The sequence below is a fragment of the Parasalinivibrio latis genome, from assembly GCF_036825535.1.
In the GTDB taxonomy this organism is placed as follows: domain Bacteria; phylum Pseudomonadota; class Gammaproteobacteria; order Enterobacterales; family Vibrionaceae; genus Parasalinivibrio; species Parasalinivibrio latis.
On sequence record NZ_CP098812.1, the window covers coordinates 200,148 to 218,574 of the forward strand.

At 52.9% G+C, this 18,427-nt stretch carries 13 protein-coding genes; 7 read left to right on the forward strand and 6 right to left on the reverse strand.

Features of this window, described 5'->3' with window-relative positions; translation table 11 throughout:
- The first annotated feature begins 47 nt into the window (after window positions 1–47).
- Complete coding sequence (gene metF, locus NF212_RS00975; protein ID WP_434358048.1) at window positions 48–935, forward strand: methylenetetrahydrofolate reductase; 888 nt, start codon at window positions 48–50, stop codon at window positions 933–935.
- A 77-nt stretch (window positions 936–1,012) separates the two neighbouring features.
- On the opposite strand, the gene NF212_RS00980 is transcribed toward metF, so the two are convergent.
- On the reverse strand, window positions 1,013–1,579 hold the full coding sequence (locus tag NF212_RS00980; protein ID WP_434358050.1) for a PadR family transcriptional regulator: 567 nt from the start codon (window positions 1,577–1,579) through the stop codon (window positions 1,013–1,015).
- Window positions 1,580–1,887: 308 nt separating this feature from the next.
- Window positions 1,888–4,518 (reverse strand): phosphoenolpyruvate carboxylase, encoded by a 2,631-nt coding sequence (gene ppc, locus NF212_RS00985; protein ID WP_434360800.1) that lies wholly within the window; start codon window positions 4,516–4,518, stop codon window positions 1,888–1,890.
- Window positions 4,519–5,052: 534 nt separating this feature from the next.
- Between ppc and argC the strand changes: the two genes are divergently transcribed.
- The 5 genes from argC (at window position 5,053) to NF212_RS01010 (ending at window position 11,761) form a co-directional block, all read left to right on the forward strand.
- Entirely contained in the window at window positions 5,053–6,060 is a 1,008-nt protein-coding gene (gene argC, locus NF212_RS00990) for an N-acetyl-gamma-glutamyl-phosphate reductase (RefSeq protein ID WP_434360801.1), read from the forward strand.
- A gap of 11 nt (window positions 6,061–6,071) precedes the next feature.
- Window positions 6,072–6,851, forward strand: a complete 780-nt coding sequence (gene argB, locus NF212_RS00995) for an acetylglutamate kinase (RefSeq protein WP_434358052.1) — start codon at window positions 6,072–6,074, stop codon at window positions 6,849–6,851.
- 99 nt (window positions 6,852–6,950) lie between these two features.
- Complete coding sequence (locus NF212_RS01000) at window positions 6,951–8,162, forward strand: argininosuccinate synthase (RefSeq protein ID WP_434358054.1); 1,212 nt, start codon at window positions 6,951–6,953, stop codon at window positions 8,160–8,162.
- A gap of 40 nt (window positions 8,163–8,202) precedes the next feature.
- Window positions 8,203–10,080, forward strand: a complete 1,878-nt coding sequence (gene argH, locus NF212_RS01005; protein ID WP_434358056.1) for an argininosuccinate lyase — start codon at window positions 8,203–8,205, stop codon at window positions 10,078–10,080.
- A gap of 205 nt (window positions 10,081–10,285) precedes the next feature.
- Complete coding sequence (locus tag NF212_RS01010) at window positions 10,286–11,761, forward strand: alkaline phosphatase (RefSeq protein ID WP_434358058.1); 1,476 nt, start codon at window positions 10,286–10,288, stop codon at window positions 11,759–11,761.
- A 52-nt stretch (window positions 11,762–11,813) separates the two neighbouring features.
- Here NF212_RS01010 and NF212_RS01015 read toward each other — a convergent pair whose 3' ends face one another.
- From NF212_RS01015 to NF212_RS01025, 3 genes are all read right to left on the reverse strand, one after another.
- The gene (locus NF212_RS01015) at window positions 11,814–12,059 is read right to left on the reverse strand and encodes a DUF3624 domain-containing protein (protein ID WP_434358060.1); all 246 of its coding nucleotides are present in this window, start codon (window positions 12,057–12,059) and stop codon (window positions 11,814–11,816) included.
- 243 nt (window positions 12,060–12,302) lie between these two features.
- Complete coding sequence (locus NF212_RS01020; RefSeq protein WP_434358062.1) at window positions 12,303–13,754, reverse strand: dihydrolipoyl dehydrogenase; 1,452 nt, start codon at window positions 13,752–13,754, stop codon at window positions 12,303–12,305.
- Between the two features lie 89 nt (window positions 13,755–13,843).
- Window positions 13,844–14,572, reverse strand: coding sequence for a glutathione peroxidase (locus tag NF212_RS01025; protein WP_054673614.1), 729 nt, complete (start codon window positions 14,570–14,572; stop codon window positions 13,844–13,846).
- Between the two features lie 319 nt (window positions 14,573–14,891).
- On the opposite strand from NF212_RS01025, the gene oxyR reads away from it, so the two are divergent.
- Entirely contained in the window at window positions 14,892–15,797 is a 906-nt protein-coding gene (oxyR, locus tag NF212_RS01030) for a DNA-binding transcriptional regulator OxyR (RefSeq protein ID WP_434358064.1), read from the forward strand.
- 79 nt (window positions 15,798–15,876) lie between these two features.
- Here the strand turns inward: oxyR and NF212_RS01035 are convergent, their stop codons facing one another.
- Window positions 15,877–18,381: a penicillin-binding protein 1A gene (locus tag NF212_RS01035; RefSeq protein WP_434358066.1), complete on the reverse strand. Its 2,505-nt coding sequence runs from the start codon at window positions 18,379–18,381 to the stop codon at window positions 15,877–15,879.
- Between the last annotated feature and the right edge of the window lie 46 nt (window positions 18,382–18,427).

Genomic DNA, 18,427 nt, shown 5'->3' on the forward strand with positions numbered 1-18,427 from the left:
TTGATGAGTGCGGCTTTTACCGCAAAAGGATGTGAGGTAGGGACACCATGGGATATTCATACGCCAGCCAACTTGACGCTCTGAACCGAAGTGTAGCGGATCTCGATGACCGCATTAATGTCTCCTTTGAGTTTTTCCCTCCCCGTACCGAAGAAATGGAACAGACACTGTGGAACTCGGTACACCGCCTCAAGACCCTGAAACCCAAATTTGTTTCAGTAACCTATGGTGCCAACTCTGGTGAGCGGGACCGTACCCATGTCATCGTCAAAAACATTAAAGAGCAAACCGGTATTGAAGCTGCCCCGCACCTGACCTGTGTGGATGCGACGGAAGAAGAGTTGAGAGGTATTGCCCGGGATTACTGGGGAAGTGGTATCCGCCACATTGTTGCCCTGCGCGGCGACCTGCCGGATCCGTCACGCAAGCCTGATATGTATGCGGTTGACCTGGTCCGCCTGTTGAAAGATGAAGCTGATTTCGATATCTCTGTGGCGGCTTACCCGGAAGTTCACCCGGAGGCCAAAAGCGCCCAGGCTGACCTCCTGAACCTTAAAGCCAAGGTGGAGGCCGGTGCCAGCCGGGCGATTACCCAGTTCTTCTTTGATGTGGAAAGCTACCTGAGATTCCGGGACCGCTGTGTGGCTGCGGGGATTGATGTGGAAATTGTGCCGGGGATCCTGCCGGTTTCCAATTTCAAGCAGGCTGTGAAATTTGCCAAGATGACCAATGTGAAAATTCCGGGGTGGATGCACAAGCAGTTTGAAGGGCTGGATAACGATCCGGTTACCCGCCAGATGGTTGGTGCCAGTATCGCAATCGATATGGCGCGGGTTCTGAGCCGTGAAGGTGTGACTGATTTTCACTTCTACACACTTAACCGTGCAGAGCATACCTATGCGCTGTGCCACACGCTGGGTGTCCGTCCGGAGTAACGAGCCGGTTTTCATCCTGCCAATATGACGAAAGGCCGCGAAAAGCGGCCTTTATCGTTAGCGTTTAACCGTCCTTGTTAAACTGCTTCGCTCAGAAAGCGTTCAGCATTAATGCTGTTCAATTCTCCCAGCGCTTCTTCAGCCCAGTTCAACCAAGCTTGTTGTTGGTAGATACCGCGACGAAGGGTGAGTCGTTCAAGACGGGAACGGGTATCGAGCTGAGCCGGGTTCGCATAAAGGCGAAGCTCAATCTCTTCATACTGCGACAGCGCATTACGGCTCTCAGCAATAAGGCTTTCGAGGTGGGAAACCATTGCATCTGACTTACAGACACTGCATGCGACCAGTTTAGCTGAGAACTCATCCCGGAATACAGGTTGAGACAGCGACTGTTTAAACCAATCGTTCAGTAATTCATGTCCGCGGTCGGTGATACTGTAAACCTTACGGTCCGGTTTACCTTGTTGGGGTACGATGTGGCATTCAACAGCACCTTGTTCAAGCAGCTTGTTCAGCTCCCGGTAGACCTGCTGGTGGCTGGCCTTCCAGAAGTAACCAATACTGTTCGAAAACTCCTTGGTAATATCATAGCCGGTAACATCGCGTGTACTCAGCACTGTGAGTATGATATGTGGTAGTGACATCTCTTCTATCCGCTTTACTTATATTAAAAAAACAAGCAACCCGGCAGGATGAATTGGCTCTTTGGCCTGATTGTTTTTTCCTGACGCCAAGTTACTACTGCGTCGACTTTCGTCGCTTCTTATGGCGTATAACTTTCCCTAGTCACTGACTGAAGAAAATTCTAAACAGTCATTCCTATTATCAATCTTTATTGTGTTATACCACTCTCATACTAATGAATTTATCAATACCTAGACAATAACTGGGTAAAAAAAAACCAGAGGTCAATCAACATCGACCTCTGGTTTCTTACAAATGAGACAGATTTTTAACCTGTGTTACGCATTCCGGCAGCAATACCTGCAATTGTTACCATAAGTGCTTCACTCATTTCCGGACTGTCTTCATGTTGTTTCCGGGTCCGGTACAGCAACTCAGCCTGGAGCATGTTGAGTGGCTCTACGTAGATGTTACGTAAGCGAATACTTTCTGCGCCCCATGGGTTTTGCTGCATCAGGTGGTCATTGTTTTCCACTGCCAGCACAGCTTTGATGTCTTCAGCCAGGCGCTTACGCAACTCTTCACCCAACGGCCAGAGTGACTTGTCCACCAGACGCTGGTCGTAATAACGGGAAATTCCAACGTTGGTTTTGGTGTAAACCATCTCCAGCATACCCAGGCGGGTAGAGAAGAACGGCCATTCGCGGCACATCTCTTCCAGAAGAGGCAGGTGCCCGTGCTCAATAGAGAAGCGAATGGCTTCACCCGCCCCAAGCCATGCAGGAAGCAGCAAACGGTTCTGGCTCCAGGCGAAAATCCAAGGGATTGCGCGCAGGCTTTCAACACCACCGTTAGGGTTACGCTTGGATGGGCGAGAGCCCAGGGGAAGCTGGCCGAGTTCCAGTTCAGGGGTTGCTGATCGGAAGTAAGGGACGAAGTCCTTATGGCCGCGAACTACACCACGGTAGGCCTCGCAGGATACTTCGCTCAGGGTTTCCATCAGGTCGCGCCATTCTTGCTTTGGCTCCGGTGGCGGCAGCAGGTTGGCTTCCAGAATTGCGCTGGTGTACAGGGCAAAGCTGTTAATCGCCACTTCCGGCAGGCCCAGCTTAAAGCGGATCATCTCACCTTGCTCAGTGACACGAAGGCCGCCCTTCAGGCTCTTCGGTGGCTGGGACAGCAGTGCAGCATGGGCAGGTGCACCGCCACGGCCAATGGTTCCTCCTCGGCCGTGGAACAGGACCAGGTCTACGTTGGCTTCGTCGCAGACACGGACCAGTGACTCCATCGCCTTGTATTGGGCCCAGCCAGCAGACATTGAACCGGCATCTTTGGCTGAGTCTGAGTATCCAATCATTACCATCTGGAAATTCTGGATAAAGCCGCGGTACCAGTCGATACCCAGCAATTGGGTAATAACCGCCTCAGCGTTGTTCAGGTCATCCAGGGTTTCGAACAGCGGGCACACGTCCATCCGGAATTTGCAGCCGGCCTCTTGCAGCAGGAGGTGAACTGCCAGTACGTCAGATGCGGTGCGCGCCATAGAGATGACATAGGCACCAAAAGCTTCACGCGGCTGTGCGGCGATAACCCGGCAGGTGTCCATGACTTCCTTGGCTTCCGGGCTTGGTTCCCAGTTGCGAGGCAGCAGAGGGCGCTGTGAATTCAGTTCGCGCACCAGGAAGGCAACCTTGTCCTGTTCACTCCACTGGCTGTAATCGCCCATGCCGAGGCAACGGGTGATTTCGGCTACCACGTCGGAGTGACGGGTACTCTCCTGGCGGATATCCAGACGGATAAGGTTGACGCCGAAACATTGTACGCGGCGCAGCACATCCAGCAGGTGGCCGTCAGCAATGATGCCCATGCCACATTCATGCAGGGACTCATAACAGGCGTGCAGGGGGACCCAAAGCTGGTCGATACTGCGCAGGATCTCACCTGATGGCAGTGGCTTGTTTTTCAGCTTGGCATCCAGGTAAGTCAGGGTGTTTTGCAGGGTGGTGCGCAGAACCTTAAGGATAGCGCGGTAAGGTTCGTGGGCTTCACCGGCCATATCGCGTACGGTGTCGTTGGCATAAACCATCGACAGGTTGTTGATCAGTGCCTGTACATCATTGAGGTAGAGATCTGCGGCTTTCCAGCGGGACAGCAGCAGTACCTCACGGGTGATCTCCGACGTGACGAACGGGTTGCCGTCACGGTCGCCACCCATCCAGGATGAAATCTGGATAGGGGCTGCCTCTACCGGCAGGGATTTACCCAGATGGTTGTTGAGCTTTTCATCCAGCTCACGCAGGAAGGCTGGCACGGCTTCCCACAGGGAGTTTTCAATAACAGCATAACCCCATTTTGCTTCATCCAACGGGGTAGGACGCTTCTGGCGAATGTCGTCAGAATACCAGCTTTGGGCAATGAGTTGCTCAAGACGGGTTTCAGTGCGCTTGCGCTCTTTGTGTGACAGGTCATTGAGTTCAAGGCTGGACAGGCAACCGTTGATCTGGACCAGGTTGTTGATAGTGGTGCGGCGTGCGATCTCTGTTGGGTGAGCGGTCAGTACCAGCTCGATTTTGAGGTCATTGAGGGATTTTTCAATATCAGCCTGGCTGATATTAGCCCCTTTTAGCCGTGCCAGAACCTGATCAATGGCATCTGGGCTGCATACCAGCTCTTCGCAATGGCGGGAAATTGTATGGTACTGGTCGGCAATGTTGGTCAGGTTAAGGAACTGACTGAATGCTCGGGCTACCGGGAGCAGTTGATCATCCGGAAGGTGACGCAGTACTTCGACCAGCTTGGCGCGGTCTTCTTCATTTCCGCCGCGGGCAGATTTTGAGAGCTGGCGAATCTCTTCTACTTTTTCCAGCAATGCGTCACCGTGCGCACTGCGGATGGTATTACCCAATAGGCGGCCCAGATGTTTAACGTTGCTTCGAAGTGCAGAATACTTTTCGTCCATAGGTTTCCATCTCGTAAATTTGTTACGTCCATTATGGTTGTCGCTGTCAGCAACAAAGACGTCCATACAGCAATCTATCCCTGCCGGCGTAAGAAAATCAATAGGCCTTTTGTCTAAATTTGCCGAATCGGCGCTCTTTATGATTTTGGTCAGTATTTGTCATTTGTTATGTAATTTTACAACAAATGATTGCAAATGCACCGATTTGCAACCGGTGAATGCAGCAATGTATAGATACCAGGTTAATGATGTTAACACTGGGAAAACGCATTGCGTTGACTATTTAAATGATTAACGGTTGACACACAGTTCAATAACCAGTAAAACTACATTTATATTCACAATGCGTGAATAAAAATGTTTTTACGTGTGACAGGGATATCACCATCATGGATTTTTGCTTTACAGCACGCATTTTCACCTACCGACGACGCCTCGCCTGAGTTTGCAAACCGGCTTGTCCGGAAAAGTGTGGCATTGACTGCCTATTCACTTCCTCCCGATATAAAGATTTGAACAGGATTTCGTAACATGATGTTAAAGACAGTGATTGTCGGCGCAACCGGGTACACCGGTGCAGAATTGGCGAAGTTGATTCATGACCATCCCCACTTGTCCCTTGATGGGCTGTATGTCTCGGCCAACAGTGCGGATGCGGGTAAGTTGATCAGTGATTTGCATGGCCAGCTGAAAGGCGTGGTGGATATGCCGGTGACGGCGATGGAAAACCCAGCCGAAGTAGCGAAAGATGCAGACGTGGTTTTCTTGGCAACAGCCCACGAAGTGAGCCATGACCTGGCACCGGTTTTCCTTAGTGAGGGTTGCAAGGTCTTCGACCTGTCCGGTGCTTACCGTGTCCAGGGTGACAGTTTCTATACCGACTACTACGGCTTTGCCCATCAGCACAAGGCGATTCTCGACAAGGCTGTGTACGGCCTTGCTGAATGGAATGCCGAGCAAATAGCCCAGGCAGACCTGATTGCCGTCCCCGGTTGCTACCCGACCGCTTCCCAGTTGGCACTCAAGCCACTGGCACAGAAAGGGCTTCTTGATTTAGCCCAGTGGCCTGTCATCAATGCCACATCCGGTGTATCCGGTGCAGGGCGCAAAGCCAGCATGACCAACAGCTTCTGTGAAGTGAGCCTTCACCCTTACGGTGTTTTTAACCACAGGCACCAGCCAGAAATTGCAGCACACCTTGGCTGTGACGTTATCTTCACACCCCACCTCGGAAACTTTAAGCGCGGCATCCTGGCGACTATTACCGCCAAGCTGGCAGATGGCGTCACGGAAGCTGATGTCACGGAAGCGATGGAAAATGCCTATGCCGATACCCCAATGGTCAGAACCCTTGGGAATGGTGTTTCTGCCAAGCTCCAGTCAGTCCAGAACACATGCTTTTGCGACATTGGCTGGCATGTGAAAGGCCAACACGTCATTTTGGTTTCCGCTATCGATAACCTGCTCAAGGGGGCTTCCGGGCAGGCAATGCAATGCCTCAATATTCGTTTCGGATTCGCGCCTGACACGGCGCTGGTTTAAGGAGAGCATCCATGAGTCAGGTTCCTTTGGTTATCAAGCTCGGCGGTGCCGTGCTGTCATGTGGTGAAACGCTGCACAAGCTGTTTACTGCGATCAGTGACTATCGTGAAAATGCCAAGCGTCCCCTGGTGATAGTGCACGGTGGCGGCTACCTGGTTGATGACCTGATGAAAGGCCTCGACCTGCCGACCGTCAAGAAAAATGGCCTGCGCGTCACCCCGTTCGATCACATTAACTACATCACTGGTGCGCTGGCGGGTACTGCCAACAAGCTTTTGATGGCAGAAGCGGTCAAAAACGGGATCAGCTCTGTCGGCCTGTCCCTTGCTGACGGAAACCTTTGCAAAATTACCCAGTTGGATCCGGAACTTGGCGCTGTGGGTAAGGCAACACCGGGTGACTCTTCTGTTCTGCAGGCGTTGTTGGCTGCTGGCACCTTGCCTGTAGTCAGCTCCATCGGCATTGACGCAGAAGGCAACCTGATGAACGTCAACGCTGACCAGGCGGCCGTTGCCGTCGCCGCCGCGTTGGATGCAGAGTTGGTTCTGCTTTCTGATGTCAGCGGTGTACTGGATGGCAAAGGTAAATTGCTGCCAAGCCTGACCGAACAGGAAGCTAACACACTGATTGAAAAAGGTGTGATCACTGACGGAATGGTGGTGAAAGTCGAGGCTGCCTTTGAAGCTGCAAAAGCACTTGGCCGCCCGATTGAAGTTGCTACCTGGCGTTACCCGGACAAATTGGCTGATCTTTTTGACGGCCACAGCATTGGGACCCGGTTCTCTCTGTAACAACCGGTACCAGCAAATTTTTTTTTCAAACAGGTTTTATCAGTTCGTTATCTTGCCGCCAGGGACGACCGTCTGAGCGGACATGGAAGGAGAAGCAAAATGAGCAAAATAAGCAAAGTCGTATTGGCGTACTCAGGCGGTCTGGATACGTCGGCAATCATTCCTTGGCTCAAGGAAAACTACGACTGTGAAGTGATCGCGTTCGTGGCCGATGTCGGCCAGGGCGAGGAAGAGCTGGTTGGCATTGAGGAAAAAGCCATTGCCTCCGGTGCAATCAAATGTATCGTGGCTGACCTCAAGGAAGAGATGGTTGCCGACTACATCTACCCAAGCCTGAAAACCGGTGCGGTTTACGAAGGCAAGTACCTGCTGGGAACCTCAATGGCCCGCCCGATTATTGCCAAGGCGCAGGTTGAAGCTGCACTGGCGGAAGGCGCGGATGCAGTCTGCCACGGCTGCACCGGCAAGGGGAACGACCAGGTTCGTTTTGAAAGCACCTATGCGGCGCTGGCTCCGCACCTCTCCGTTATTGCCCCATGGCGTGAGTGGGATCTGAGAAGCCGTGAAGCCCTGCTCGACTACCTGGCTGAGCGTAATATCCCGACCACCGCGTCACTTGAAAAGATTTACTCGCGTGATGCAAACGCATGGCACATTTCTACCGAAGGTGGCGTACTGGAAGATACCTGGAACCAGCCAAATGAACTGTGCTGGGTGTGGACCGTCGATCCTGAGCAGGCACCTGATGAAGCCGAATATGTGAGCCTTAAAGTAGAGCAGGGTGAAGTCGTCGAAGTCAACGGTGAAAGCCTTTCCCCATACCAGGCCCTGGCTTACCTCAACCAACTGGGTGCCAAGCACGGCGTTGGCCGAATCGACATCGTGGAAAACCGCCTGGTTGGCATTAAATCACGCGGCTGCTATGAAACCCCGGGAGGCACCATTATGATGGAAGCTCTGCGCGCGGTTGAGCAGCTGGTGCTGGACAAAGACTCCTTCCTGTTCCGTGAGGAGCTGGCACTGAAAGCATCTCACCTTATCTATGACGGCCGCTGGTTTACCCCGCTGTGCCAGTCTGTACTGGCAGCTGCCGGTACCCTGGCAGATATGGTCAGCGGTGAAGTGGTTATCAAGCTTTATAAAGGCCAGGCTACAGCAGTCCAGAAGCGTTCTGCTAACAGCCTGTACTCGGAAGAGTTTGCGACCTTCGGTGAAGATGAGGTTTACGACCACAGCCATGCGGGTGGCTTTATCCGCCTGTACTCACTGGCAAGCCGTATCCGTGCGCTGAACAGCCAAAAGAAAAACTAAATGGATTCAGTGAGCTTGTCGGAAAACAAGGAGAAGTAACATGGCACTATGGGGCGGACGGTTCAGTCAGGCAGCAGACGTAAGGTTCAAGCAGTTCAACGACTCACTGCGTTTTGACTACCGCCTGGCAGAACAGGATATTGTTGGGTCTATTGCCTGGTCAAAGGCGCTGCGCTCGGTCGATGTGCTGACCGAAGATGAGCAGCAACGCCTGGAGTTGGCGCTCAATGAGCTCAAACTTGCGGTGATGGAAGACCCGGAACAAATCCTCCGCTCCGATGCTGAAGACATCCACAGTTGGGTGGAACAACAACTGATTGCCCGGGTCGGTGACCTGGGTAAGAAATTGCATACCGGCCGTTCCCGTAACGACCAGGTGGCAACTGACCTCAAACTGTGGTGCCGCCAGCAGGGCCAGCAACTTCTCCTGACCCTTGACCAGCTCCTGAACCAGATGGTGGCGGTAGCGGCTGATCACCAGGACACTGTCCTGCCGGGATACACCCACTTGCAACGTGCCCAGCCGGTGACATTTGCCCACTGGTGCCTGGCATATGTAGAAATGTTCGAGCGTGACTATTCACGCCTGTCAGATGCCATCCACCGCCTGGACACCTGTCCGCTGGGCTCCGGAGCACTGGCGGGGACTGCGTATCCCATGGATCGGGAAGCCCTTGCACACAACCTCGGTTTCCGCCGCGCTACCCGTAACAGTCTGGATTCGGTTTCTGACCGTGACCATGTGATGGAGCTGATGTCGATCGCATCGATCTCCATGCTACACCTGTCGCGCCTTGCTGAGGACATGATCTTCTATAACTCCGGTGAGTCCGGTTTTATGGAGCTTTCTGACAAGGTGACATCCGGTTCGTCGTTGATGCCACAAAAGAAAAACCCGGATGCCCTTGAGCTTATCCGCGGTAAAACAGGCCGGGTTTATGGCTCGCTGGCGGGTATGATGATGACCGTCAAAGCTTTGCCGTTGGCCTACAACAAGGATATGCAGGAAGACAAGGAAGGGTTGTTCGATGCCCTGGATACCTGGCATGACTGCATGGAAATGGCTGCGCTCTGTTTTGACGGTATCAAAGTAAACAAAGCCCGTACCCTGGAAGCGGCCATGCAGGGTTACTCCAATGCAACAGAACTTGCTGACTACCTGGTTGCCAAGGGGATCCCATTCCGTGAGGCACACCATATTGTGGGTGAGGCCGTAGTTACGGCCATTGAGAAAGGCTGCGCACTGGAAGAGATGTCTCTCGATGATCTGCAACGTTTCTCCCCGGTTATCGGCGAAGACGTTTACCCTATCCTGACCATTGAGTCCTGCTTGGCTAAACGTTCAGCCCTGGGTGGCGTTGCGCCACACCAGGTGGAACATGCAGTGTCTGAGGCTAAAAAACGCCTGGATAAACGTTATTCCCCTGCAGTGCGCGTACGCTCAGCTCGCCTGACTGACCTTGATGCCATCGAAGGCATGGTGGTGTACTGGGCTGGTCTGGGAGAGAACCTCCCGCGGGAGCGCAACGAGTTGGTAAGGGACATTGGTTCCTTTGCGGTTGCCGAGCACCACGGCCAGGTTACCGGGTGTGCATCCCTCTATGTATATGACAGCGGGCTGGCTGAAATCCGTTCTTTGGGTGTGGAGGCCGGCTGGCAGGGGCAGGGCCATGGCAAGGCCATCGTTCATGACCTGCTGAAAAAAGCCGGGAACATGGCGATTAAGAAAGTGTTTGTATTGACCCGTGTACCTGAGTTCTTCATGAGACAGGGCTTTATGCCGACGTCAAAGTCATTGCTGCCAGAGAAGGTAATGAAGGACTGCGAGCGTTGTCCGCGCCTGCATGCCTGCGATGAAGTGGCACTTGAGTACACTTTCGACCGAGACCTGCTGATAGCCAGGGCCAACGTAGCCTGAGGCTAACTCGACCGATTAACGTTTTGCTTCAAAGCCTGTTTGCCCGGCCTTCGTGCCGGGTTTCTTTTGCCTGTTCGACAGTGAAAAGTGCTGCTTACAAAAAAACTTCATAAAATTAAGTTGTTATATTGTACGGTTTGTAAGCTGGCTGTCATACCAACTCCAGACTATTGCCGGGTTAATCAACTTTGCATGGAGTTCGCAAATGAAAACAGCCTTCCTCATCAGTGTGGTATCCGCCGCAATTGCTGCCCAGTCAGTTGGGGCTGCTGTCCCCCAGAAAAATGATGCCTGGTATACAGACGCCCAAAGCGCCATCGAAAAAGCCATGGCAAACAAGCCGATTACCGGCAAAGCAAAAAATGTCATCCTGTTTGTTGGTGATGGCATGAGTGTAGGCACCATTACCGCCGCCCGCATCTACGCTGGCCAGAAGCAAGGCCACAGTGGTGAAGAGAACAGCCTGTCTATGGAAGGCCTGCCAAATGTCGCACTGGCAAAAACCTACAATACCGATATGCAAACCCCGGATTCTGCGGGTACGGCAACCGCAATGGTCAGCGGCGTGAAAACCAAGGCCGGTGTGATTTCTGTCAGTGACAAGGTTCAGCGCGGTTTTTGCAATACAGCCAAAGGCAATGAAACCAAAACTATTTTTGAATTGGCCGGTGAGCAGGGCAAAGCGTTGGGGGTGATTGCTACTGCGCGCCTGACCCATGCAACTCCGGCGACGGCCTACGCGCACTCTGCTGATCGTAACTGGGAAAACGACAGTAAACTGCCAAACATTGCTAAGAACCAGGGGTGTGTAGATATTGCCACCCAGTTTGTTGAATTCGATGCCGGTGAAGGTTTCCAGGTGGCATTTGGTGGCGGACGTCGCGAGTTTATTCCGGCGGACATGGCAGACCCGGAAACCGAAGGCAAGACAGGTAAACGCAAGGATGGCCGCAACCTGATTGCGGAGTGGGAAACCCGTTACCCGAAAGGCGAGTTCATATATGACCGTAAAGGTTTTGATGCTATTGATGCTGAGAAAACCGAGCGCGTATTTGGCCTGTTCGAAAACTCGCACATGCAGTATGAAGCCGACCGTCAGAAAGACAACAATGAGCCGTCACTGGCTGAGATGACTTCAAAGGCGATTGATATCCTGAGCAAGGATAAAGACGGTTACGTGATGATGGTTGAAGCAGGCCGTATTGACCATGCCCACCATGCCGGTAACGCCGCCCGTGCGCTGGAAGATACCCTGGCTTATGACGATGCTATCAAGGTTGCGCTGGAAAAAACCAACCCGGAAGACACCTTGATTATCGTTACGGCTGACCATGCACACACCCTGGTGATGAATGGCTATGCCGAGCGCGGTAACCCTATCCTTGGCCTGTCAAAGCAAAAGGGCAAGTTTAACCAGGATAAGGACGGCAAGAATTACACCACTCTGGTTTACGGAAATGGTCCGGGTGCAGCAGACGGTGCGCGAGCCAATCCGGGCGAGAAAGAAGTGCTGGATGTTGATTACCTGCAGCAAGCGGTTGTGCGCCTGGGCTCGGAAACGCACTCTGGTGAAGATGTCGCTATCATGGCCCGCGGACCGCAGGCATGGCTGTTCCAGGGTGTTGTTGAGCAGAACTACATTTACCACGTTATCAATGAAGCAACAGGACTTGCGAAGTAACTGAGCCGGATTGTGAACAACAAAGGCGCCTGAAACCGGCGCCTTTGTTCTTTCAGATCTTCCCTTCTGCTTTGTCTTCCCTTACCAGCAAAGCAATAACATGTGCTGAGAGAAGTACGGCACAGGCCCCGGCGAAAAACAGCACGGTAATAGCCCAGACAGAAGTGGCGTCTTCAAACCCAACAAGCCAGAGTGGCCACAGGATGAGGTTAAGGACAGTAAGCTGCGCCATACAGCGTTTGCATCGGCCCAGCTTCTGGGCAAAAGGATTGTCTTTGGAGCAAAATCGGCAGCGCATGGAAGGCCTCTTTCTTACGATGTTTATCCAGACCAAATATATGATCTGCTTGATAATAGACCGGAAAACCATACACAGATTATGCCTGCTCAGACATAAAGAAAAGGGGCTGTACAAAAAAAGCCCCCAGAGGGTGGGGGCAAAGGTAAAGAACCTGTCGTGGTCAGTTCTTTAAAATATTCGTGTTTCGCAGGATAGTTTGTGGACCGGCGTTAACCGGCCCGGTGTTCTTGACGAACGCTGTTAGCAACCTGGGCCACAGTCCAGGCAATGTTTAATCATTTCAGGACCCAGTTTCAGTTTGGCATTCAGGTCACGCAGAGCTGTGCGCAGACCTTCTTCCACAACCGGGTGGTAGAACGGCATGTCCAGCATCTGGGATACGGTCATTTGGTTCTGGTGTGCCCAGGCCAGCAGATGTGCAATGTGTTCTGCATCCGGGCCAATCATTTCTGCACCCAGGAAGCGTCCGGTTCCCTGCTCGCCGTAAACGCGCAGCATGCCTTTGTTACGCAACATAACGCGTGAACGGCCTTGGTTTTCGAATGACACTTCACCGGTTTCAAAACAGCCGCAGGTGCCAAGGCGCTGGCTGATTTCACGGTAACTTTCACCCACCATTCCGATTTGCGGGTCACTGAATACCGCTGAGATCTTGCTGCGGCGCAGGCCGGCGCGGATTTCAGGGAAGCGTCCGGCATTGTCTCCGGCAATACGTGCCTGGTCAGCCGCTTCGTGCAGCAGTGGGATCTGGTTGCTTGCATCACCGGCTATGAAGACAGATTCCACACTGGTTTGCATGGTGAACTTGTCTGCCACAGGGACGCCACGGGCATCCAGGGCCAGAGTGGTGTTTTCGATGCCGATGTTGTCAACGTTAGGGCGTCGGCCGGTGGCTGCCAGTACGTAATCAACCAGGGTTTCCTGCATCTCACCGGATTTGTCCTGATAGCGGATAAAGACCTTGTCGCCTTCACGCTGCATCATTTCAACCTTGGCGTCGGCATCGAGATAGAATTCTTCGCTGAATGTTTTGTCTGCGTAAGCCATCACTTCCGGGTCGGTGAGCGGGCCAACCTGGCCTCCCATACCGAACATCAGTACATTTACACCAAGGCGGTGCAGTGACTGGCCTAGCTCCAGGCCAATAACACCCGGGCCAAATACCGCAACAGATTCTGGCAGGTCATCCCACTCAAAAACGTCATCATTGATGATCAGGCGGTCACCAAGCTCGTTCCAGACGGCTGGCCAGCTTGGGCGGGAGCCGGTTGCGATAACAATGCGCTTGGCATTGATGGTAGTGTGCTCATCCACCACCAGAGTGTTGTCATCAATAAAGCGTGCAAAGCCGCGAATTTTGTCTTCAGCAGGAATGCTGTCCACGCCTTCCAGTACGAAACCCACAAAGCGGTCACGTTCGCGCTTAACGCGGTCCATCACTTCCCGGCCGTTGATTTTGGTCTCGCCCATCGGGTGAACACCAAAGCCAGGGGCTTTCTCAATGTGATGTACAGCTTCCGCCGCTGCAATCAGCAGCTTGGAAGGCATACAACCAACACGGGCACAGGTTGTTCCGTAAGGGCCGCCTTCAATCATTACGACACTGTCTGTGTGCTCTTTGGCTGCACGGTAGGCACCAAGGCCTGCTGTACCACCACCAATGACTGCGACATCAACATTCAGGGTTTTCATACTCTTCTCCGGCGAATTCACGTCTGTTGCTTTATTGTTTTGGTATTAAAAAAGGCGGCTTGTTGGCCGCCTTTTTTTACTTTCGCTGATTAAGCGAAGTAGGCTTCCAGGTCTTCGCTGCCACCGATGTGACGGCCACCGATAAATACCTGAGGAACAGTTGCGCGGCCGGTGATGGCACGCAGGCTCACGGTAGTTGCATCCTTACCCAGAATGACTTCTTCGTACTGCAGGCCTTTGTCGATCAGCAGTTGCTTCGCTTTGGCACAGAATGGGCAGCCAGGCTTGGTGAATACAGTGATAGATTCCTGCAGCTTCTGTTCTGGTGCTACATAAGCCAGCATGGTGTCGGCGTCAGATACTTTGAACGGGTCGCCTGGCTCGTTTGGTTCAACAAACATCTTTTCAACAACACCGTTCTTAACCAGCATGCTGTAGCGCCATGAACGTTTGCCGAAGCCCAGGTCTTCTTTGTCTACCAGCATGCCCATCTGCTCGGTGAACTCACCGTTGCCATCTGGGATGAAGGTGATGTTTTCGGCTTCCTGGTCGTCCTTCCATGCGTTCATTACGAAGGTATCGTTTACAGAGACACACAGGATGCTGTCAACGCCATTCTGCTGGAATACAGGGAACAGCTCGTTGTAGCGAGGCAGGTGTGAAGATGAACAAGTCGGTGTAAACGCACCTGGCAGGCTGAATACGATAACGGTTTTGTTTTCGAACAGCTCTTTGGTGGTTACGTCAACCCACTGGTCGCCTTTACGAGTGTGGAAAGTAACCTGTGGTACGTTCTGGCCTTCTTTAGATGCAAACATGGTGTCGCTCCTTAAACATTTGATTCGTTGTGTTTTACACGGAGTTTTTTACGCCTTGCTCCGTGTTGATGTAGCTATTATGTGCCGGTGCACTTGATAGCTCCAATCGTCCTTATTGATTGTTTTGATAGGTTTTGCCAATTGAGGCAGGCGTTCATGCTTTAAGTACTATGTTTGGGTGTATAGTTTTATATCAGAAAGCACCTTAATTAACCTCATAATTCATAAGGACTTGTCTTTATCTTGTCAGCGTCAGGGTTGCCGAGGGGCGGCTTCCCCGATAAGGTTAGGTCAACTTCAATCCGGGATCGTTAAAACAATGAATATTAGAGATCTTGAGTATCTGGTTGCGCTGGCTGAGCACCGCCATTTCCGCCGTGCCGCCGAAGCGTGCCATGTCAGTCAGCCGACATTAAGTGGCCAGATCCGCAAATTGGAAGAAGAACTTGGGGTAACCCTGTTGGAGCGCACCAGCCGCCGGGTATTGTTTACGGATGCGGGGATGCAGTTGGTCGCCCAGGCCCAACGGGTACTGATGGAGGTCAAGGTGCTGACCGAAATGGCCAGCCAGCAGGGTGACTCCATGGCCGGGCCGGTACATATTGGCTTTATCCCTACCGTGGGCCCATACCTGTTGCCTTACATTATTCCGGCCCTGCGCGATGCTTTTCCCAAGCTGGAGCTTTTCCTGCACGAAGCCCAGACCCATCAACTGGTCCAGCAACTGGAAGAGGGCAAGCTCGACTGTATTATCCTGGCATCGGTGAAAGAGACCGAACACCTGAAGGAAATCCCGCTCTACTATGAGCCAATGGTGCTGGCGCTCAGCAAGGAACACCAGTGGGCTGACATCACCGATGTTTCCTTAGAATCCCTTCGCGGTGAAACCCTGCTGATGCTGGAAGACGGCCACTGCCTGCGTGACCAGGCGATGGGCTACTGTTTTGCAGCCGGTGCGGATGAAGACAAGCGTTTCAAGGCAACCAGCCTGGAAGCCCTGCGGCATATGGTGGCAGCAGGCAGCGGCATGACTGTGCTGCCAAAACTGGCCTGCCCGAAAGAGCGTGAGCGTGATGGTGTGGTTTACGTTGATCTGAACAACCCTGTGCCAATGCGTGAGATTACCCTCGATTACCGTCCGGGTTCGCCGCTTCGCCAGCGTTATGAAAAGGTCGCTGATATTATTCATAAACGGATGACTGAGCTGTTCCCCAAAGTGGACTGACAACACCTGTCTGCATTGAGAAAAAAGAAAAGGGCACCGTTCAAGGTGCCCTTTGTCATTCTGCAATCAACCGATTTGGTTAGAACAGGCCTTCGCCGTCACCGGTTTCATAGATGTTACCTTCACTGGCTGCAGGCTGGGCGTATTCAGTCGGTTCGGTACCGTCAACAAAGTACTCAAACATAGATGAGCCGTCAGTCTTGCGGGTCAGCAGGCCGGTATCACGGTCAATGCGCACCTTGACGATATCAGGCGGCAGTTTTTTCGCTTCAACCGGCTTGCCATCCAATGCGACTTTCATAAAGTCAATCCAGGCAGGTTCTGCGGTCTTGGCTCCGGATTCAGCGCCGGAAATCTGCTCTTTACCCAGGTTTTTATTGGTCGAGGTACGTCCCAGTTCCCGGTTGTGGTTGTCAAAGCCTACCCAAACCGTGGTGACGATACCCGGGCCGAAGCCGTTGTACCAAGTGTCCTTGGAATCGTTGGTCGTACCGGTCTTGCCGCCAATGTCCCGGCGCTCAAGCTTCTGCGCACGCCAGCCGGTGCCGTTCCAGCCGGTACCGTCACGCCAGGAACCACCACCCCAAATATTGCTTTCCAGCATCTCACGGACCAGGAATGCATTCTGGGCAGTGATCACACGTGGTGCGTGTTCAGGCAGTTGCTCGGCGTCTTTGTCCAGCAGGTTCACTTCGTTGAACTCGGCGGCTTTGCTGTCAGCGGCCGGCATATCCGGGCAGTTGGAATCGCAGGCAAGCTGCATCTTGTGCTGGTACTCGACCTTGCCAAACGGGTCTTCAGCCTTGCTGATGTAGTATGGCTTGAAGAAGAAACCGCCGTTGGCAAACACGCTAAAGCCCTGTGCCATTTCGATTGGTGTCAGGCTGCCAGCTCCCAGCGCAAGTGCTTCTGCTCGAGGCAGGTCTTCACGCTTGAAGCCGAAGCGGGTGAGATAGTCGATAGTCTTATCAAGGCCGACTGAGCGCATCACACGTACAGCCATTACGTTCTTGGACTGTGCCAGGCCGATACGCAGGCGGGTTGGACCGTTGTATGTCGGCGGTGAGTTCTTAGGACGCCATGCCGTGCCCTGGCTTTGGTCCCAGCGGTTAATCGGGGCATCGTTTACCAGTGTTGCCAGTGTCATGCCCTGGTCAAGTGCCGCCGAATAGATAAACGGTTTGATGCTGGAACCTACCTGCCGCAATGACTGGGTCGCCCGGTTAAATTTGCTGTGAATGAAGTTAAACCCACCAACCAGCGCTTCAACTGCCCCGGTTTCCGGGTTCATGGCTACCAGCGCGGTGTTGGCATCCGGCACCTGGCTCAGTTGCCATTTGTCTTCCACCTTGCGCACCCAGATCTGCTGGCCGGCATCGAGGATTTCAGATGCAGACTTTGGCGCAGGACCCTGACGTTTGTCAGTGATAAAACGTCGGGCCCACTTCATGCCGTCCCATTCAATGGCTGCCGCCCCGTCACCTTTGACAAGGATCTCGGCGCTTTGCTTGCCGACCTTGGTCACAGCAGCCGGAACCAGTTCACCGTAGGTTGGCTGGTTGTTCAGGTGCTTGGCAATTTTTTCAGCGTCCCAAGGGCTCTCTTTACCCTTCCACAGCACGGATACTGCGCCTCGGTAACCATGGCGCATGTCGTAGTTAAGCAGGTTTTCCAATGCTGCTTTCTGCGCCGCTTCCTGCAGTTTGGAATCTACGGTGGTGTAGATGCGCATACCGGATTCGTATACACCGTCACCAAACTTTTCAACTGCCCAGGCGCGCGCCATTTCCGCGATGTAAGGAGCATTGAGCTCGATTTCTGCACCATGGTAACGGGCAACGATCGGCTGGCTCTTGGCTTCCTCATACTGGGCCTGGGTAATGTATTTCTCATCCAACATGCGCAACAGAACCACGTTGCGACGCTCAGTAGAGCGCTTGAGTGAGTATATTGGGTTCATGGTTGACGGCGCTTTGGGCAGGCCGGCAATCACGGCAATTTCACTCAGGGTCAACTGGTCCAGATCTTTTCCAAAATAGACCTGTGCTGCTGCCCCTACACCGTATGACCGGTAACCCAGATAAATTTTGTTGAGATATAGCTCGAGTATCTCGTCTTTGGTGAGTAGCTGTTCGATGTGGATTGCGATAAAAATCTCTTTGATTTTTCGCATGATTTTCTTCTCATTGCTGAGGAAGAAATTTCGGGCCAGCTGCTGTGTGATGGTACTTGCCCCTTGCTTGGCGTGGCCGGATACGGCAACAACAAACGCGGCACGGACGATACCAATAGGGTCAATGCCAGGGTGCTCGTAAAAGCGACTGTCTTCAGTGGCGATAAACGCTTCGGTCATCTCCTTGGGGATCTGATCAAGCGTTACCGGAATACGGCGCTTTTCACCAAACTGGGAAATCAGCTTTCCGTCGGCACTGAATACCTGCATCGGGGTTTGGAGTTGCACATCTTTCAGGGTGGCGACATCAGGCAATTCAGGTTTCACGTACAGGTAGAAACCGAAAATCGTGCCCACTCCAAGAGTTATGCAAACAAGTATGAATATGAGAAATCGTTTTATGAACTTCACCGGGGATTTACCGCTCTGTCTTTCATGAATCGTTCCTTACAAATGC